Here is a 17,303-nt window from a genome sequence, read left to right on the forward strand (position 1 = left end):
GTAAAATTCGCTAAACTAAGGGATGAGAATTAATGGATTTTAAAAATATGCTTCATCAAATTGGGCAACTTTATCAAAATTTAACTCGCAAGCAGCGTATAGTGATTGCTGCATCTATTATAGTTGTGGTTGGGTTTTTGGTTTTTTTAGCTTTATTTCGTGGAAGTGGTAGTAATGCAAATAATGGATATGCAGTTTTAGTTGAAAATGTAAGCCCAAGTTCTTCTGCTGCAATTGTAGCTAAACTTGAACAAAATAATATTCCCTATAAATTAGAAAGTGAAAATAAAATTTTAGTTCCACAAGATCAGGTTTATCGTCAAAGAATGTTTATTGCAAGCGAAGGTCTTATAAAAGATAGTCGCGTGGGTTTTGAAGCTTTTGATACTCAAGCTTTTGGAGCTACAAATGAAGAGCAAAAGGTAAAATACCAAAGAGCCATAGAAGGCGAACTTGCAAGAACTATTGAGACTTTAGAACCTATTCGTAGCGCTGTTGTACACATAGCATTTCCTAAAGATAGTGTTTTTACCGAAAGGCAAATTCCGCCTACAGCTTCAGTTGTTGTTAATGTTCGCGAAGGTTTAAAGCTTACTAGAAAACAAATTGATGGTATAAAAAATATTGTTTCAGCGGCAGTTCCAAAACTTACTAAAGAAAATGTTAAGATTAGTGATCAAAGTGGTGTGCCTTTAGATGAGCAAGAAGCATATGAAGATGACTTGGTTCGTGCGCAAATTAAATTTAAAAGTGATCAAGAAAAAGCTTTAGAAGATAAGATTATAGAAAATTTAGCTCCTTTTGCAGGTGGTATGGATAAAGTAAAAGTGAGTGTAAATATAGATTTTGATTTTTCCAAGCAAGAATCTCAAAGTGAAATTTATGATCCAAATCCTATAGTGCGTAGTGAGCAAACTTTAAACGAGGAAAGAACAGGTAGAAAAGATCCAGAAATTCAGGGTGTTCCAGGTGCTGTTTCTAATATAGGTCCTGTTGAAGGACTTGACAATAAAGGTCAAATTGACACTTATAAAAAAAATCAAGTTACTACAAACAATGAACTTTCTAAAACTATCACAAATACAAAAAAACAATTTGCAACAGTTTTACGCACTTCGGCAGCTGTCACTATAGATGGAAAATATCAAGATGTGGTTGATGAAAATGGGGATGTGAAAAGCGAATATGTTCCATTGACTAAAGAAGAGCTTGCAAGTGTTGAGAGTATAGTTAAAAATACTATTAATTTTAGCGCTACTAGAGGTGATAGCGTTGTGGTGCAAAATTTACCATTTCATCGTGAGTCGATTAGAGTTGAGAGTAAAGTTAAAACTTTTTACAATCGTTTTGTTGAGCCATTTATTCCGCCGGTTAAATACTTTATTGCAGCGATTTTACTTTTTATTTTTTACAAAAAAGTTATTGCTCCATTTACTCAAAAAATGCTTGAAGATGTCGCAGCACAAGAGGAGATGCAGCAAGGTCCAAATGCTGTTTTAGATGATGCTGAAGATGCTTTAGAGAAATTTAATGCAGCAAGGAAAAAAGTTGAAGAACAACTTGGTTTTGGGGATAATTTTAATGAAGATTCTATCCAGTATGAGGTTTTGCTTGAAAAATTGCGTGGTTTGGTAAGTGATAAAGGTGAGGAAATTGCAGCACTTTTGCAAAACTTAATTCAAAATGATAGCGAATTTGGCGAAAAGGATATGTGATGATAAAGCTAAGTGAAGAACAAAAAATGGTCTATGATGATTTATCGATGCCTGAGAAGGTAGCGATATTTCTTATACAACTTGGCGAAGATGCAACAACTTCTGTGTTTTCACATATGGAAATTGATGTAATTACAGAAATTTCACGTTATATTGCTATGGCTAAAAATGTTGATAGATCTGTAGCTACTGCGGTTTTAGAAGAATTTTACACTCTGCTTCAATCAAATCAATATATTAAAAGTGGTGGTTTGGAATATGCTAAAGAAATACTTTTTCGTACTTTTGGGCCAGAGATTGCAAATAAAATTCTTGAAAAACTCACTAAAAGTATGGAGAATAATCAAAATTTTGCTTATTTGGCGCAAATTAAACCACAGCAACTTGCAGACTTTATTACCAAAGAGCACCCACAAACCATCGCTCTTATTTTGGCACACATGGATTCTATTCATGCGGCAGAAACTTTAGAGTATTTTAGTGATGAATTAAGGGCTGAGGTGGTTATAAGAATGGCAAATCTTGGCGATATTTCTCCAAGTATTATTAAAAGAGTTTCTGCAGTGTTAGAAAGCAAGCTTGAAAGTCTTACCTCTTATAAGGTTGAAGTGGGCGGCCCAAGAGCGGTAGCAGAAGTGCTTAATCGCTTGGGTCAAAAAGCAAGCAAATCAACCATTACTTATATTGAACAAAGTGATGAACGCTTAGCAGAGACTATTAAAGAGCTTATGTTTACTTTCGATGATATACAAAAACTTAGCACTCAGGCTATAAGAGAAATTTTAAAAGTAGCCGATAAGCGTGATTTAATGATAGGTTTAAAAGGTGCAAGTGAAGAGTTAAAGCAAAAATTCTTAGCCAATATGTCTACGCGTGCAAGCGAAGCTTTTCTTGAAGAAATGGGTTTTTTGGGTGCTGTGCGTGTTAAAGATGTTGAAGATGCACAAAGAAAGGTTGTTGAAGTGGTGCAAAAACTTGCAGAACAAGGTCTTGTTCAAACAGGCGATGCGGATGAAATGATAGAGTAGGTGAGAGATGGTTAATCGTAGCAATGTAATTTCTGGTGGGGCTTCTGATCAGCATGTTGTTGAAGGATATCGTTTTAAAGTTATTTCAGAATTTGATAATCATACAGGTGAAAAAAAACATACTCAAACTCCAGATGAAGAAAATACTAATATATCTTTAAATGACGAAAAACCAGTCGAAGAAAATCAAGTCATTGCCTCTACACAAGCTGTTATGGAAACTCAAATTCCAACATTTCAACCAAGCTTTGTTGAAGATTTACTTAAAAAAACAGATGAAATGTCAAGCAATATTATTAAACTTCAAATGCAAATAGAAAGCCAAGAGAATGAATTTAATAACCGCTTAAATTCAGAACTTGAAAATGCTAAAGAAAAATTTACCAAAGAGGGTTATGAGAAAGCAAAAGAAGAATTTCAAAAGGAATTGAGTGATTTTAAAGATAAGTATTTAAAAAGTATAGCCAAACTTGATAATGCTTGCGAAAATCTTGAAAATTTCATAGAAAAAAATGAGAAAGAATTAGCAGATACTGCTATAGATATCGCTAAAGAAGTAATCTTAAAAGAACTTGAACTAAATTCAAGTAAGATAGCTTATGCTTTGGCTAAAGATTTAATCGGTGAGCTTAAGGGTGCTAGTGCAATTGAGCTTAAGGTTAATGCAGAGGATTATGAGTATTTAAAAGAGCAATTTGATCAGAATGCTCATATTAAAATAAGTCTTGATGATGCAATTAGCAAAGGAAGTGTTGTTATTATAAGTGACGCAGGCAATATAGAATCCAATCTTAACTCTCGTCTAACTAAAATTAAAAAAATGGTGAATAATGAGTAAAAAATTTGCCCATACTCAAGAAGAGTTAGAAAAGCTAAGTTTAAAAGAATTAGAAAATTTAGCAGCATCTATGCGTGAAAAAATCATACAAGTTGTGAGTAAAAATGGTGGGCATTTAAGTTCAAATTTGGGTGCTGTAGAACTTAGTATAGCAATGCATTTGGTTTTTGATGCAAAAAAAGATCCTTTTATTTTTGATGTGTCGCATCAGTCTTATACACACAAGCTTTTAAGCGGAAAAGAAGAAATATTTGATACTTTAAGACAAATCAATGGTTTAAGTGGTTATACAAAACCTAGCGAGGGAGATTATTTTGTAGCAGGGCATTCTAGCACCTCTATTTCTTTGGCAGTAGGTGCTTGTAAGGCCATTGCTTTAAAAGGTGAAAAGCGTATTCCTGTTGCTTTGATTGGAGATGGTGCTTTAAGTGCGGGTATGGCCTATGAGGCTTTAAATGAATTGGGTGATTCTAAATTTCCTTGCGTAATACTTTTAAATGATAATGAAATGAGTATTTCAAAACCAATTGGAGCAATTTCAAAGTATCTTTCTCAAGCTATGGCAACGCAGTTTTATCAAAGTTTTAAAAAGCGTATTGCTAAAATGTTGGATATATTGCCTGATAGTGCTACTTATATGGCCAAGCGTTTTGAAGAGAGTTTTAAACTTATTACTCCTGGGCTTTTGTTTGAAGAATTAGGGCTTGAATATATAGGGCCTATTGATGGACATAATTTAGGTGAAATTATTTCTGCATTAAAACAAGCAAAAGCTATGCAAAAGCCTTGTGTGATACATACTCAAACCATAAAGGGTAAAGGCTATGCTTTAGCCGAAGGAAAACATGCTAAATGGCACGGGGTGGGAGCTTTTGATATAGATAGTGGAGAGAGTGTTAAAAAAAGTGATACTAAAAAATCTGCTACTGAAATTTTTTCTAAGAATTTGCTTGATTTAGCCTCAAAATATGAAAATATTGTTGGGGTTACGGCGGCTATGCCAAGTGGAACAGGTCTTGATAAGCTTATAGAAAAATATCCAAACCGTTTTTGGGATGTGGCTATTGCAGAACAGCATGCAGTAACTTCTATGGCCGCTATGGCAAAAGAAGGATTTAAACCTTTTATTGCAATATATAGCACTTTTTTGCAGCGTGCTTATGATCAAGTGATCCATGATTGTGCGATTATGAATTTAAATGTGGTTTTTGCTATGGATAGGGCAGGGATAGTAGGCGAAGATGGGGAGACGCATCAAGGTGTTTTTGATCTTAGTTTTTTAGCTCCTTTGCCAAATTTCACTCTTTTAGCTCCAAGAGATGAACAAATGATGCAAAATATAATGGAGTATGCTTATTTACATCAAGGACCTATTGCTTTTCGTTATCCTAGAGGGAGTTTTATTTTGGATAAAGAATTTAATCCTTGTGAGATAAAACTTGGTAAGGCGCAATGGCTTGTAAAAAATAGTAGTGAAATTGCTTTTTTAGGTTATGGACAAGGTGTGGCAAAAGCGTGGCAAGTCTTAAGAGCCTTGCAAGAAATGAATAATAATGCTAATTTGATTGATTTAATTTTTGCTAAACCTTTAGATGAAGAGCTTTTGTGTGAGCTTGCTAAAAAAAGTAAAATTTGGTTTATTTTTAGTGAAAATGTTAAAATTGGCGGTATAGAAAGTTTAATTAATAATTTTTTACAAAAATATGATTTGCATGTAAAAGTTGTTAGCTTTGAATATGAAGACAAATTTATTGAACATGGAAAAACAAGTGAGGTGGAAAAAAATCTAGAAAAAGATGTCAATAGTTTGTTGACGAAAGTTTTAAAATTTTATCATTAAATAATAAAAAATATTATTTAATATAAACTTCTTTTAATAAAAATTTTATTATTATTTTTACTTAAAAAAGTAAGGAATAAATAAAATGGAATTACTACAAATGCTTAAAAAACATGAGTTAAAAGCTACTCCGCAAAGACTATGTGTTTTAAAAATTTTAAAAAGACATGAGCATCCTAATATTGATGAATTATATACAGAAATTAAAAAAGAATACCCTTCAATCTCTTTAGCGACGGTTTATAAAAATCTTAATACTTTACAAGAACAAGGTTTAGTTGTTGAAATCAATGTTTTAAATCAAAAAACTTGTTACGATATCTATGAAGAAGAACATATTCATGTTGTTTGCGCCAAATGTGGTGGTATAGAGGATTTAAGTTTTAAAGATGCTAAGCTTTATGAATATCAAGAGCATTTAGAAAAAAAGATAGGCAATCTCGTCAATCATCTGTCTGTTTGTGCTTATGTTGATAGTTGCAAAAAGTGTCATTAAGCAAAATAAGGTTAAAATAACCCATATATTTTAAGGGTTATTTTAATGGTTTATGAAATTCAAAAAAACTTTTTACTATCTGATTGCACTCTTTTAGAGAATTTAAAAAAAGATAATATACCTTTTCGAAATTCTAAATTTGAAACTTTTTATACTCAAATAACTTCAAATCATAGTGTTAAATTTCAAAGTTTTTGCAATGAATTTTATAAAATTACAAAATTTAATAATTCAATTTTAGAACAGAATCAAGAAGAGAAAATTTCTAAAAAAAAATTTGAAAAAGCTCGAAAAAAGATTATAGGAAAGAGTATTAAAAAAGAACGCTTCGAATTTAAATTTTGCTCTTTAAAAAGTTATATTGATATTTATGAAGAGCCTAAAATTTGTATTTTAAAAATATTTTTTCCAACTTTGGATAGTTCCAATGAATTTAAAATTCCTAAAGATTTTAAAATTCAAAAAGAATTACATCATGATTTAAATTCTAAACATATCGTTTTATATGGTTTTGAATATCAAAATTTTGATATAGAGAAATATTTTAAAATTATAGAAAAAAATCAGAATTTTAGTTTGGATTTTCCAAATTATATTAATGCTTATGATGGATTTAGAATTTTTTTATTTTATTTATTTAAAAAATTAAAATTTTATTGGACTTTATCTTTAGAGAGAAAAGATAAGCAAAGTTTATGTGAATTTTTATTTTATTCAAGAAGCTTGTATATAGTTTTATCAAGTATGAATACTATTTTAGATAAAAATTTGAGTAATATTTTGGCTTTAAAGTTTAAAGATATAACGAAAAAAACTCAAGATATTTTAGCAAGTGAAAATTCAAATCAAGATTTATTACTATTTTTAAGCGATGAAAAAATCCAAGATTTGTTTAATGATTTTGATTTTTTCATAAAGGAAAATTCTTTTTATGAAGGTGATTGCAAAGATAGGTTTTTTAAACAACTTGTTGCGTTAGAACTTAGAAAAAAAATTATTTTATTTAGAAAAAATATACTAAAAAATTTTGATTTAGAGCTTTTTGAAAATAGTTTTTTTGAATTGGCAATATTTTTAGAATATTTTTATCGTTTTTTAGAGATAAAAAATTTAAACAAACTTTATGAAAAATATTGCAAAGATAGGGATAAAAATATTTTTTCCAAAATAATCAATAATAAAAATAAATTTTGTAAATTGCTTAAAAAATCAAGTAAAAATTTGAAAATTTACAAAGGATAAAAATGCAAAAACAAGAAAAAATTATAGAAATGTTTAATCAAATTGCACCTACTTATGATAAGGCGAATAGAATTTTAAGCTTTGGAGCTGATGTAGCGTGGCGCAAAAAAGCTTGTCAAAGAGTGATGAGTTTGTATTTAAAAAAAGATTTAAAAATCGCTGATATTGCCTGTGGCACAGGGGATATGATAGAGATTTGGCAAGAGAGTGCTTTAAAAATGGAAAAAAATATTCTAAATATTAAAGGTATTGATCCAAGTAGTGGCATGCTAAATGTTGCAAAAGAAAAATTTCCAAATGTCGAATTTATAGAAGCAGGGGCGCAAAATTTACCTTTAGAAAGTCAAAGTTTAGATATTTTAAGCATTAGTTATGGCATTCGCAATGTTGTAGAAAGACAAAAAGCCTTAAGTGAATTTGCTAGAGTACTTCAAAAAGATGGTATTTTGGTAGTTTTGGAATTTACAAAAAGAGAAAAGGGTGGATTTATAGCAGCTTGTAGAGATTTTTATCTTAAAAATATTTTACCAAGTATAGGTGGGATAATCAGTAAAAATAAAAGTGCTTATGAGTATTTGCCAAACTCTATTGAAGGATTTTTAAGTAAGGAAGAGTTCATCTTAGAACTTAAAAATGCTGGTTTTGAAATACTTGATTATAAAAGTTTTAGCTTTGGCGTGAGTTCAATGTTTATAGCAAAAAAACTATGACACCAACAGAATTAAATCTTAAAGCAAAGGCTTTATTAGAAACACATTTTGATGATATAGTTTTAAGTGGAGAAATTTCAAAAATTACTTTGCATGGTTCAGGACATTGGTATTTTGATTTAAAAGATGAAAGATCAAGCATTGCTTGTGCTATGTTTAAAGGAGCTAATTTAAAAGTCGGATTTAAACCAGCTGTGGGGAATTTTTTAGAGCTTTGTGGAAGTGTAAGTTTATATCCTGAAAGTGGTCGTTATCAATTTATCGCTACTAGTATGAAAAAAGCAGGTTTTGGGGATTTGGAAGCACAGTTTTTGGCTTTAAAAGAGCGTTTGCAAAAAGAAGGACTTTTTGATCCACGCTTTAAAAAATCTTTGCCAAAATTTCCTAAAAAAGTAGGCATTATCACTTCAAAAACTTCTGCTGCTTTGCAAGATATGTTAAAACTTATTCACCAAAAAGAATATTTTTTGGCAAAAATTTATATTTTTGATGCTTTAACTCAAGGAAATAATGCTCCTTTTTCTCTTATACAAGCTTTAAAAAAAGCCGATGATATGGATTTAGATGTTCTTATTATAGCACGTGGTGGAGGAAGCAGAGAAGATCTTTTTTGTTTTAATGATGAAAATTTAGCAAGAGAGATTTTTAAAGCAAAAACTCCTATTATTTCAGCCATAGGACATGAGATTGATTATGTTATTAGTGATTTTGTTGCAGATTTTAGAGCTCCAACGCCTTCAGCTGCTATAGATACTTTGTTTTATTCTAAGTTGGATATAGAGCAAAGTTTGGATTTAATGGAAGAAAAATTAATGCAACTTTGGAATTATAAAATACAAAATTATGAAAATTTGCTTTTAAATTTAAGCAAATTTTTCAAATTTAATTCTTTGCCAAAAATAATAGATGAAAAAATAAAACAAAGCCATAATATAGAAAAGCAATTAAATCATCTATTGGCAAATCAAATGCGTTATAATGAATTAAAATTAGATAAATTGCAAAATGCTTATTTGCAACATGAGAATTTTTTTAATAAAAGCAAAAAGTTTATTTGTATCAGAAAAAATGGTAAAATAGCAAATTTAGAAGATCTTAAGAGTGATGATATCGTTATTTTAAGTTCTCAAACTTCTCAAAAAGAAGCAAAAATTTTATAAGGATAGATTATGAGAAAAATCAATTTCAGTGCAGGGCCATCGACTTTACCTTTAGAAATTTTAGAGCAAGCTCAAAAAGAACTCTGTGATTATCAGGGTAGGGGTTATTCTATAATGGAAATTTCTCACCGCACAAAAGTATTTGAAGAAGTGCATTTTGGAGCACAAGAGAAAGCTAAAAAACTTTACGGGTTAAATGATGATTATGAAGTATTATTTTTACAAGGTGGAGCAAGTTTACAATTTGCTATGATTCCTATGAATTTGGCTTTAAATGGGATTTGTGAATATGCAAATACAGGAGTTTGGACAAAAAAAGCAATTAAAGAAGCACAAATTTTAGGTGTCAATGTTAAAACCGTAGCAAGTAGCGAGGAAAGTAATTTTAATCATATTCCTAGAGTGGAATTTAGAGATAATGCTGATTATGCTTATATTTGTTCTAACAATACTATTTACGGCACTCAATATCAAAATTATCCTAAAACTAAAACTCCTTTGATTGTGGATGCATCGAGTGATTTTTTTTCTAGAAAAGTAGATTTTTCAAATATTGCTCTTTTTTATGGCGGAGTGCAAAAAAATGCTGGAATTTCGGGTTTAAGTTGTATTTTTATCCGTAAAGATATGTTAGAAAGATCTAAAAATAAACAAATTCCTAGTATGTTAAATTATTTGACTCATGCTGAGAATCAGTCCTTGTTTAATACGCCTCCAACCTTTGCCATTTATATGTTTAATCTTGAAATGGATTGGCTTTTAAATCAAGGCGGACTTGATAAAGTACATGAGAAAAATTCTCAAAAAGCTGCTATGCTTTATGAGTGTATTGATTTAAGTAATGGATTTTATAAAGGACATGCAGATAAAAAGGACAGATCTTTAATGAATGTGAGTTTTAATATTGCTAAAAATAAAGATTTAGAGCCTCTTTTTGTAAAGGAAGCCGAAGAAGCTGGAATGATAGGACTTAAAGGACATAGAATTTTAGGAGGAATTCGTGCAAGTATTTATAATGCGCTTAATTTGGATCAGGTAAAAACCTTGTGTGAATTTATGAAAGAATTTCAAGGAAAATATGCATGATAAAGCGTTTTGATGAGTGCGATAGAATGTCGCAAATTATTGTTTTTGATAAATATTTTAAGACTGCAGGACAAGTGGCTTTTGAACCTAGCGGAGATATTAAAAAACAAACCAAAGAAGCACTTGCAGAACTTGATGCTTTGTTTGAAAAAATAGGCGCAAGCAAAGGAGATTTGATTCAAATTCAAATCTGGTTAGCTAATATGCAAGATTTTGATGCAATGAATGAAACTTATGATGCTTGGATTAAAAATTATCCTAAACCTGTTAGAGCTTGTGTAGGAAGTGCTTTAGCAGAGGGTTATTTGGTAGAAATTCAAGCTTTTGGAAAGCTAAGAGAGAATTAAAAATTCTCTCCTCCAAATTTTAAAAGCGCAGATCCCCAAGTAAAACCACCGCCAAAAGCATCTAGTAAGATCAGATTTCCTTTTTTAAGTCGTCCTTCTTCATAGGCATCATTCATTGCCATAGGTATAGAAGCAGCTGAAGTATTGCCATATTTTTGTACGGTAATCACACATTTTTCATCGCTTAGATTGAGTTTTTCTTGGACGGCTTTAATGATGCGTAGATTAGCTTGATGAGGAATAAAAAGATCAATTTCTTGTGCTAAAATGTTATTTTTAGCTAAAATTTCTACAACATCATTGCTAAGCGTGTTTACTGCTATTTTAAAAACTTCATTGCCTTTCATTTGCATAGAAAGTGTTTGACATAGACTTGATTTTTGCGATCTTTGAGTCATTAAAAGATCTCCATAATTACCATTGCTTGCAGTATGTACATCAAGGATATGATTTTCATTGTCCAAACTTACAACTCCAGCACCCGCACCGTCTCCAAAGAGTATGCAAATGCTTCTGTCATTGTAATCCATAATTGAACTTGTTTTTTCAGCTCCTACGATTAAAACATTTTTTTTCAAACCACTTTCTACTAAGGCTTTAGCTTGTTCAAGCAAATAGATAAAACCAGAACAAGCTGCTGAAATATCAAAAGCACTAATATTTACAAGTCCTAAATTTGAAGCAATTTTACAAGCCGTTGAAGGCATAGTAAAATAATCAGGACTTAAAGTGGCTACAAGAATCGCATCAATATCTTCAGGTTTTAAATTTGCTCTTTCTATGGCTTTTAATGCAGCTTTTGTGCCCAAATCGCTAGAATTTTCATTTTCACTAGCAATGCGTCTTTCTTTAATACCTGTGCGTCTAGTGATCCATTCATCGGTGGTATCTACTATTTTTTCAAGATCAGCATTGCTTAAAATTTTTTCTGGAATATAAGAAGCTATACTTTTAAGACCGGCTTTAAGCATTGTATTTCCCAAGTTCATTTTCTATAAGTTCATTGATATGAGATTGGCTAAAATTTATAGCTTGAAAAATTGCATTTTTAATAGCTCTAGAATCACTTTTTCCATGACTTATGATCACGCAGCCATTAACTCCAAGAAGGGGTGCTCCGCCATATTCTTGCCAATCTGTGTGTTTTTTTAATTTTTTAAAAGATGACTTCATAAGTAAAGCACCTATTTTAGAAATAAAAGATTGCTTTACTTCGTTTTTTAGAAGCTGAAAAATAGCTGTTGCTACACCTTCACAAGCCTTTAAGATAACGTTTCCATCAAAACCATCGCAGACTAAAACATCTATTTCACCATTGAAAATATCTCTACCTTCAGCATTACCTATAAAATTTGGAATTTTTTTCATAAGCTGATGACTTTCTTTGGTAAGTTCATTGCCTTTGCATTCTTCTTCACCATTAGAAAGTAAAGCAAGGCGTGGTTTTTGAATTTGCATAATTTCTCTAGCATAAACTTCACCCATTATGGCAAATTGAAATAAATTTTCAGCTTTACAATCTGTATTAGCTCCAACATCCAAAAGTAAAGTTCTGTTAACGATATTTGGCATTAAAGTGGCAATAGCAGGTCTTGAAATACCTTTAAGTCTTCCAAGCCTTAAGGTAGCCAAAGACATACTTGCTCCACTATGACCCGCTGAAACTACAGCATCTACTTTTTTTTCTTTTAATAAATTAATAGCTTTGTATATGGTTGTTTCTTTATTTTTTAAAGCATCTGTGGCATTTCCATTCATCGAAAAAATTTCACTAGCTTCTTCGTATTGTATATATTGTTCTAATTTTTTTGGTATTAAAGGTTTTAGAATTTTAGAATTTCCCACTAAGATAGCGTTAAAAGGTTTTGCTTCTAGTGCCTTTAAAACGCCTTCTATAATGGGTTTTTCTCCAAAATCACCACCCATTGCATCAATGGCAATGTTAATCATTGATTTTAATATTCCTTAGTTGTTGGATTCGCACGGTGAGGCATTTTGTAGCTTCCATCTTTGTCTTTTATAGGCATAGGAAGACTAACTTTATAGTGAGTTCTGCGTTTAGCTGCACGAGTTTTGCTCACTCTTCTCTTTGGTACTGCCATTTTTTCTCCTTTATAAAATTTAATTAATTATTGCAATTTATGCAATAAAAATAATCACTCAAATAAGCTTCAAGCTCGCTAATAGCAACTTCTATTAAATCAATATGTCCATCAAAAAATTCTATAGTATTGCTCAATTCGTTTGCTTCATCTTTAAAAATACCATCACTTGCAAAAAGTTCTAAATTTTCTTTAATTTCAAGTTCTAACTCAGTTCCACAACTATCACAAGGTCTATAGATAAAACCTTGCATAATAGCATTTATTTTAACAAGCTTAGGATTTATTTTTACTAAATTTCCCTCAAAAATCATATTTTCAAGATTAAGTTTAAAAGGATATTCCTTTGTATTAATCTTAGAAAAAGGGATTTTCATTTAGCAAATTTCATTTGGTTTAAAGAAAAAATCAATTTCTATTTTTGCATTTTCCAAGCTGTCACTTCCATGAACAGCATTAGCATCAATACTCTCAGCAAAATCGGCTCTAATTGTTCCTGCTTTAGCTTCTTTAGGATTTGTCGCTCCCATTAAATCTCTATTTTTTAATACAGCACCTTCTCCTTCTAGTACAGAAACAACAACAGGACCGCTAATCATAAATTCAACCAAGTCTTTAAAAAAAGGTCTTTCTTTATGAACAGCATAAAAATTTTCAGCTTGTTCTTTACTAAGTTGAACTTTTTTCATTGCAGCGATTCTTAATCCATTGCTTTCAAAACGATCTAAAATTTTTCCTATAACACCTTTTTTAACAGCATCAGGTTTAATTATAGATAAAGTTTTTTCCATCTTTGTAATAACTCCTTATTTTAATAAAGCTTAAAATTATACTTGAATTTGTTTAAAGAAAGTTAAATTAAAAGAAAAAGCTAGGAATCTCTAGCTTTTTAATTTTTTAAAATTATGCAAAAACTGGAGTGTCCCCACTTCTCATATCAGCGCCAATATTATCACGACTTGGTTGTCCTGATTCTACAGCACTCCAAACTATACATCCATCTGTTGGGCAAGCACTGGCACAAGCTGGTTGATCATTATGTCCTACGCATTCAACGCATTTGTTTGCATAAACATAATATCTATCTTCACCTTCTGGATTGTTAGCATCATCAACGATAGCACTCACTGGACACTCATCAATACAAGAACCACAAGCAATACATATATCTGTAATTTTTACAGCCATTTTTTCTCCTTTTTAATATTAAGATTTAAAAGATTTTAGCATAAAATTCTTAAATAATGTAAATTTTGATAATCAAAAATTTACATTATTTGATAATAATTATAACTTTCTTAAATTTTTAATATTATTTTAGATATTTAAAAAAAAATAAAGATTTAAACGATATAATTTCGTTATCAATAAAATTTATTATTTAGGAGAAAATATGATAGTTACTAAAAAAGCTTTAGATTTTACTGCTCCAGCAGTATTGGGAAACAATGAAATTGTTCAAGATTTTAATCTTTATAAAAACATAGGTCCAAAAGGAGCGGTAGTATTCTTTTATCCAAAAGATTTTACTTTTGTTTGTCCTTCAGAAATTATAGCTTTTGACAAAAGATATCAAGAATTTAAAAATCGTGGCATTGAAGTAATTGGAATTTCAGGAGATAATGAATTTTCACATTTTGCTTGGAAAAATACTCCAGTAAATCAAGGTGGTATTGGTCAGGTTAAATTTCCGCTTGTTGCTGACTTAACTAAGCAGATTGCTAGAAATTTTGATGTACTTTATGCAGAAGCAGTTGCCCTTCGTGGTTCGTTCTTGCTTGATGCTGATGGAACAGTTCGCCATGCTGTGGTTAATGATTTACCACTAGGTAGAAATATAGATGAAATGTTAAGAATGGTTGATACTATGCTTTTTACAAATGAGCATGGTGAAGTTTGTCCTGCAGGATGGAATAAGGGCGATGAAGGTATGAAAGCTAACCCTAAAGGCGTGGCTGAATATCTTGGCAAAAACGAAGCTAAACTTTAATTTCTTAGTATAAAGCCTCTTTACGAGGCTTTTTCTTCATTTTTATTCTTTAATTGAAATTCATAAATTTTCTACTATAATTTTACACACATATTAAAATTTTTATTTAGGCTAAAATATGGCAGGCGAAGATCAAGAAAAAACAGAAGAACCCACGTCCAAAAAGATAGAAGATGCGCGTAAAGAAGGTAATGTTCCAAAGTCTCAAGATGCGGCAGCTATTGTAACTTTGATAATTGGAGTAACTATAACTTTATTTATGATGAGTTTTATGGGCGAGAGAATTGTAAATTTATATAGATACTATCAAAGTTTTATTGGTGTTGAATTTGATTTGCGTATTATTCAAGCCATTATGATTAAAAGCATTTTTGAGGTTTTAATTATTCTTGCACCTATTGTTTTAAGTATTATGATTGCTGGGGTTTTGGGAAATATTATGCAATTTGGTTTTATTTTTACAACCAAACCTATTATGCCAAATTTAGGAAAAATCAATCCTTTGAAAGGTTTAAAAAACCTTTTTTCATTGAAAAAAATTGTTGAAAGTATAAAAATTATTTTAAAAGTGGGTATTGTTTTTACTATAGCTTTTATAGTTTTGCTTAAATTTATGCAAGAGCTTCCAAGAGTTGAGCTTTATACTATGGTTGCACAGCTTACTTGGCTAAGAGATAGGGCTATTGTTTTAGCAGCTATTGTTATAGTTGCTTTTTTAATTATTGCTGTTTTAGATGTTTTTTTGGTGCGTTTTCAGTATTTTAAAGGTTTGCGTATGAGCAAACAAGAAATAAAAGATGAATATAAACAAATGGAAGGAGATCCTCAGGTTAAAGGTAGAATTCGTAGACTTCAAATGGAAGCTGCCCGTCGCCGCATGGTTCAAGATGTTGCAGGTGCGGATGTAGTGATTACAAATCCAACTCATTATGCCGTAGCTATTCGTTATGATACAAGTAAAGAACAAGCTCCTAGAGTTGTTGCCAAAGGAGTGGATTTTCTCGCACTTCGTATAAAACAAGTAGCCTATGAAAATAATGTTGTAGTTTATGAAAATCCTCCTTTAGCAAGGGAGCTTTATAAAGCTTGTGATGTTAATGATCTCATTCCTAGGGAAATGTTTAAAGCTGTAGCTGAGGTGCTAGGATTTGTTTATAATACAAATAATAAGAGTCGTTTAGCTGGTCAAGTAAAAAAAGGAAACTAAAACTTTTAAGGTGCTTTAGTTCCTATTTTATTGATAAGTTCAAGAACTGATTTTTGAGTGCTTGTATCTGCCGTATCGACTTTAAAATATATTTCTACTCTATTATTTTCTAGGGCTTGCGGATTTCCATTGATGGGATTATTAAGCCCGTAGCTTTTAATGCTAATATTTTTCAAATTTGCTCCACCTTCTATAAAATATTTTAATACATTTTCCGCTCTTTGGTAGGCGAGTTCATAACTTCTTATAATAGAGTCGCTATTGTCTGTATAGCCTCTAATTTCTATTTTTGCTTGAGGTGGCAAATATGTTGTTAGCTCAGCCATACGTTTTAAATAATCTTGTATATCAGCTGAAACGATTTGAGCACTACCTCTTTCAAATTCAACTTTAGATGGAAGGTTAAGAGCAACCTGATTATCGCTTTGATCTAGAGCTGCTTGAAGACGTTTGATAGTTTCTTGCTGTGTCATAGTCATTTGTTTTAACGATTTGAGTTCATCGCTTTCTTCTTTTGCTGCGCCTTTATATTTTTCTTGGGTTTTACTCTCTTCTTTGACTGTTTGAGTAGAGGTGTAATCAAAGATTTTAACAAATTCAGTTTTTAAAGCCTCTACTTTAGCAGGATTTGTTTTAGAAATTGCCCAAAGAGCAATAAAAAGTGCCAAAAGCAAATTTAGAAAGTCCGCATAAGGTACAGCCCATTTTTCGCCTGCTGGACATTCTGGGCATTTATGTTTTTTAGCCATTTTTAACCTTTGTCAAATTGTGAAATTCTTGGATCATCGTGACTTAAGAAGTTAAAAAGTTTAGCTTCTAAATCTCTAGGATTAGCACCTTCTGCAATTCCTTTTATAGCTTCAGTAATGACAATTTGCTCTTTTACAAGATCCATTCCATTAGCTTTTAATTTTTTCCCCCAAGGAGCAAAAAGTGCATAAGCGCCAAAAATTCCCGTAACTGTAGCCGTGAAAGCACCTGAAATACCTGCTGCCATTGCTTGAGGATTGTCTAGTAATTTAAGAGCTAAAATAAGTCCAAAAACCGCTCCAACAAGCCCCATGGTAGGACAAGTCTCTCCAAATACTATCCAATATTCTGCACATTCTTTATAATGCTCTTCAAGTTGTTCAGTTTGTATTTCCATGCTTTCATGAATTTCTTCAAAGCTTTTACCATCTACAAGCATCATCATAGCATTTTTTAAAAATTCATTTTCAATCTCACTGGTTCTTGATTCTAACGCTAAAAGACCATCTCGTCTTGCAATAATAGCAAATTCGACTAGCTGGGCTATCCTTTCGGGTAAATTTACTCCAGAACCTTTAAAAACAACTTTGAGTTCTTTGTAGGCTGCTTTTACAATTTTTTTATGCGTAGAAGTCATTGCGCAAAATGCAGCTGTTGGCATAACTATGAGAAAGGAAGAAAGATGCACAACATGCAAAGGATTGCCTCCCTCTAGTATATCTCCTACCGAAATACTAGTAACTGCAAGCACCATTCCTAATATGGTTGAAAGATCCATTAATTTATCTCCTT

The 17,303-nt window shown here is 31.2% G+C and carries 20 protein-coding genes; 12 read left to right on the top strand and 8 right to left on the bottom strand.

Annotation, left to right across the window (positions count from 1 at the left end; genetic code table 11):
• Positions 1–32 precede the first annotated feature (32 nt).
• The 10 genes from fliF (at position 33) to FBF21_RS01805 (ending at position 10,462) form a co-directional block, all read left to right on the top strand.
• Positions 33–1,715: a flagellar basal-body MS-ring/collar protein FliF gene (gene fliF, locus FBF21_RS01760; RefSeq protein WP_002859425.1), complete on the top strand. Its 1,683-nt coding sequence runs from the start codon at positions 33–35 to the stop codon at positions 1,713–1,715.
• Positions 1,715–2,743: a flagellar motor switch protein FliG gene (gene fliG, locus FBF21_RS01765; protein WP_002854670.1), complete on the top strand. Its 1,029-nt coding sequence runs from the start codon at positions 1,715–1,717 to the stop codon at positions 2,741–2,743. Before fliF ends, fliG begins: the two co-directional genes overlap by 1 nt.
• A 7-nt stretch (positions 2,744–2,750) precedes the next feature.
• On the top strand, positions 2,751–3,581 hold the full coding sequence (gene fliH, locus FBF21_RS01770) for a flagellar assembly protein FliH (RefSeq protein ID WP_002858748.1): 831 nt from the start codon (positions 2,751–2,753) through the stop codon (positions 3,579–3,581).
• A complete protein-coding gene (gene dxs, locus FBF21_RS01775; RefSeq protein WP_002859427.1) occupies positions 3,574–5,421 on the top strand; it encodes a 1-deoxy-D-xylulose-5-phosphate synthase in 1,848 nt (615 codons plus the stop codon). The genes fliH and dxs overlap by 8 nt, the downstream gene beginning before the upstream one ends.
• A gap of 85 nt (positions 5,422–5,506) precedes the next feature.
• Positions 5,507–5,917 (top strand): peroxide-responsive transcriptional repressor PerR, encoded by a 411-nt coding sequence (perR, locus tag FBF21_RS01780; RefSeq protein WP_002854244.1) that lies wholly within the window; start codon positions 5,507–5,509, stop codon positions 5,915–5,917.
• A gap of 45 nt (positions 5,918–5,962) precedes the next feature.
• Entirely contained in the window at positions 5,963–7,159 is a 1,197-nt protein-coding gene (locus tag FBF21_RS01785; RefSeq protein ID WP_002860308.1) for a hypothetical protein, read from the top strand.
• A gap of 2 nt (positions 7,160–7,161) precedes the next feature.
• Complete coding sequence (gene ubiE, locus FBF21_RS01790; protein ID WP_002859428.1) at positions 7,162–7,869, top strand: bifunctional demethylmenaquinone methyltransferase/2-methoxy-6-polyprenyl-1,4-benzoquinol methylase UbiE; 708 nt, start codon at positions 7,162–7,164, stop codon at positions 7,867–7,869.
• Entirely contained in the window at positions 7,866–9,029 is a 1,164-nt protein-coding gene (gene xseA / locus FBF21_RS01795) for an exodeoxyribonuclease VII large subunit (protein ID WP_002859429.1), read from the top strand. Before ubiE ends, xseA begins: the two co-directional genes overlap by 4 nt.
• A gap of 9 nt (positions 9,030–9,038) precedes the next feature.
• Positions 9,039–10,115 (top strand): phosphoserine transaminase, encoded by a 1,077-nt coding sequence (gene serC / locus FBF21_RS01800; RefSeq protein ID WP_002860307.1) that lies wholly within the window; start codon positions 9,039–9,041, stop codon positions 10,113–10,115.
• On the top strand, positions 10,112–10,462 hold the full coding sequence (locus FBF21_RS01805; protein WP_002860306.1) for a RidA family protein: 351 nt from the start codon (positions 10,112–10,114) through the stop codon (positions 10,460–10,462). The genes serC and FBF21_RS01805 overlap by 4 nt, the downstream gene beginning before the upstream one ends.
• Here FBF21_RS01805 and FBF21_RS01810 read toward each other — a convergent pair.
• From FBF21_RS01810 to FBF21_RS01835, 6 genes are all read right to left on the bottom strand, one after another.
• Positions 10,459–11,433, bottom strand: a complete 975-nt coding sequence (locus FBF21_RS01810; RefSeq protein WP_002869731.1) for a beta-ketoacyl-ACP synthase III — start codon at positions 11,431–11,433, stop codon at positions 10,459–10,461. The genes FBF21_RS01805 and FBF21_RS01810 overlap by 4 nt on opposite strands.
• Positions 11,426–12,412, bottom strand: coding sequence for a phosphate acyltransferase PlsX (gene plsX, locus FBF21_RS01815; RefSeq protein ID WP_002860304.1), 987 nt, complete (start codon positions 12,410–12,412; stop codon positions 11,426–11,428). Before plsX ends, FBF21_RS01810 begins: the two co-directional genes overlap by 8 nt.
• A 5-nt stretch (positions 12,413–12,417) precedes the next feature.
• Positions 12,418–12,564 carry a 50S ribosomal protein L32 gene (gene rpmF / locus FBF21_RS01820; protein WP_002858674.1) on the bottom strand — a complete coding sequence of 49 codons (147 nt, stop codon included), beginning with the start codon at positions 12,562–12,564 and terminating at the stop codon, positions 12,418–12,420.
• 23 nt (positions 12,565–12,587) lie between these two features.
• Positions 12,588–12,941 (bottom strand): hypothetical protein, encoded by a 354-nt coding sequence (locus FBF21_RS01825; RefSeq protein ID WP_002857618.1) that lies wholly within the window; start codon positions 12,939–12,941, stop codon positions 12,588–12,590.
• A complete protein-coding gene (ndk, locus tag FBF21_RS01830; protein WP_002854376.1) occupies positions 12,942–13,355 on the bottom strand; it encodes a nucleoside-diphosphate kinase in 414 nt (137 codons plus the stop codon).
• 112 nt (positions 13,356–13,467) lie between these two features.
• Positions 13,468–13,752: a 4Fe-4S dicluster domain-containing protein gene (locus FBF21_RS01835; protein ID WP_002854354.1), complete on the bottom strand. Its 285-nt coding sequence runs from the start codon at positions 13,750–13,752 to the stop codon at positions 13,468–13,470.
• Between the two features lie 205 nt (positions 13,753–13,957).
• Here FBF21_RS01835 and FBF21_RS01840 point away from each other — a divergent pair, with 205 nt between their 5' ends.
• On the top strand, positions 13,958–14,554 hold the full coding sequence (locus FBF21_RS01840) for a peroxiredoxin (RefSeq protein ID WP_002854219.1): 597 nt from the start codon (positions 13,958–13,960) through the stop codon (positions 14,552–14,554).
• 118 nt (positions 14,555–14,672) lie between these two features.
• Positions 14,673–15,761 (top strand): flagellar biosynthesis protein FlhB, encoded by a 1,089-nt coding sequence (gene flhB / locus FBF21_RS01845; protein WP_002857279.1) that lies wholly within the window; start codon positions 14,673–14,675, stop codon positions 15,759–15,761.
• Positions 15,762–15,766: 5 nt separating this feature from the next.
• On the opposite strand, the gene motB is transcribed toward flhB, so the two are convergent.
• Together motB and motA are read right to left on the bottom strand one after the other, a co-directional pair.
• Positions 15,767–16,510, bottom strand: a complete 744-nt coding sequence (gene motB, locus FBF21_RS01850) for a flagellar motor protein MotB (protein WP_168985425.1) — start codon at positions 16,508–16,510, stop codon at positions 15,767–15,769.
• Positions 16,511–16,512: 2 nt separating this feature from the next.
• Complete coding sequence (motA, locus tag FBF21_RS01855) at positions 16,513–17,289, bottom strand: flagellar motor stator protein MotA (RefSeq protein WP_002869732.1); 777 nt, start codon at positions 17,287–17,289, stop codon at positions 16,513–16,515.
• Between the last annotated feature and the right edge of the window lie 14 nt (positions 17,290–17,303).

The sequence above is a fragment of the Campylobacter sp. CFSAN093238 genome, from assembly GCF_012898015.1.
Taxonomy (GTDB): domain Bacteria; phylum Campylobacterota; class Campylobacteria; order Campylobacterales; family Campylobacteraceae; genus Campylobacter_D; species Campylobacter_D jejuni.

Bases quoted from the DNA above. Each gene is read 5' to 3' on its own strand.
- fliF (WP_002859425.1), top strand. From the start codon at position 33: ATGGATTTTAAAAATATGCTTCATCAAATTGGGCAACTTTATCAAAAT.
- fliG (WP_002854670.1), top strand. From the start codon at position 1,715: ATGATAAAGCTAAGTGAAGAACAAAAAATGGTCTATGATGATTTATCG.
- fliH (WP_002858748.1), top strand. From the start codon at position 2,751: ATGGTTAATCGTAGCAATGTAATTTCTGGTGGGGCTTCTGATCAGCAT.
- dxs (WP_002859427.1), top strand. From the start codon at position 3,574: ATGAGTAAAAAATTTGCCCATACTCAAGAAGAGTTAGAAAAGCTAAGT.
- perR (WP_002854244.1), top strand. From the start codon at position 5,507: ATGGAATTACTACAAATGCTTAAAAAACATGAGTTAAAAGCTACTCCG.
- FBF21_RS01785 (WP_002860308.1), top strand. From the start codon at position 5,963: ATGGTTTATGAAATTCAAAAAAACTTTTTACTATCTGATTGCACTCTT.
- ubiE (WP_002859428.1), top strand. From the start codon at position 7,162: ATGCAAAAACAAGAAAAAATTATAGAAATGTTTAATCAAATTGCACCT.
- xseA (WP_002859429.1), top strand. From the start codon at position 7,866: ATGACACCAACAGAATTAAATCTTAAAGCAAAGGCTTTATTAGAAACA.
- serC (WP_002860307.1), top strand. From the start codon at position 9,039: ATGAGAAAAATCAATTTCAGTGCAGGGCCATCGACTTTACCTTTAGAA.
- FBF21_RS01805 (WP_002860306.1), top strand. From the start codon at position 10,112: ATGATAAAGCGTTTTGATGAGTGCGATAGAATGTCGCAAATTATTGTT.
- FBF21_RS01810 (WP_002869731.1), bottom strand. From the start codon at position 11,433: ATGCTTAAAGCCGGTCTTAAAAGTATAGCTTCTTATATTCCAGAAAAA.
- plsX (WP_002860304.1), bottom strand. From the start codon at position 12,412: ATGATTAACATTGCCATTGATGCAATGGGTGGTGATTTTGGAGAAAAA.
- rpmF (WP_002858674.1), bottom strand. From the start codon at position 12,564: ATGGCAGTACCAAAGAGAAGAGTGAGCAAAACTCGTGCAGCTAAACGC.
- FBF21_RS01825 (WP_002857618.1), bottom strand. From the start codon at position 12,941: ATGAAAATCCCTTTTTCTAAGATTAATACAAAGGAATATCCTTTTAAA.
- ndk (WP_002854376.1), bottom strand. From the start codon at position 13,355: ATGGAAAAAACTTTATCTATAATTAAACCTGATGCTGTTAAAAAAGGT.
- FBF21_RS01835 (WP_002854354.1), bottom strand. From the start codon at position 13,752: ATGGCTGTAAAAATTACAGATATATGTATTGCTTGTGGTTCTTGTATT.
- FBF21_RS01840 (WP_002854219.1), top strand. From the start codon at position 13,958: ATGATAGTTACTAAAAAAGCTTTAGATTTTACTGCTCCAGCAGTATTG.
- flhB (WP_002857279.1), top strand. From the start codon at position 14,673: ATGGCAGGCGAAGATCAAGAAAAAACAGAAGAACCCACGTCCAAAAAG.
- motB (WP_168985425.1), bottom strand. From the start codon at position 16,510: ATGGCTAAAAAACATAAATGCCCAGAATGTCCAGCAGGCGAAAAATGG.
- motA (WP_002869732.1), bottom strand. From the start codon at position 17,289: ATGGATCTTTCAACCATATTAGGAATGGTGCTTGCAGTTACTAGTATT.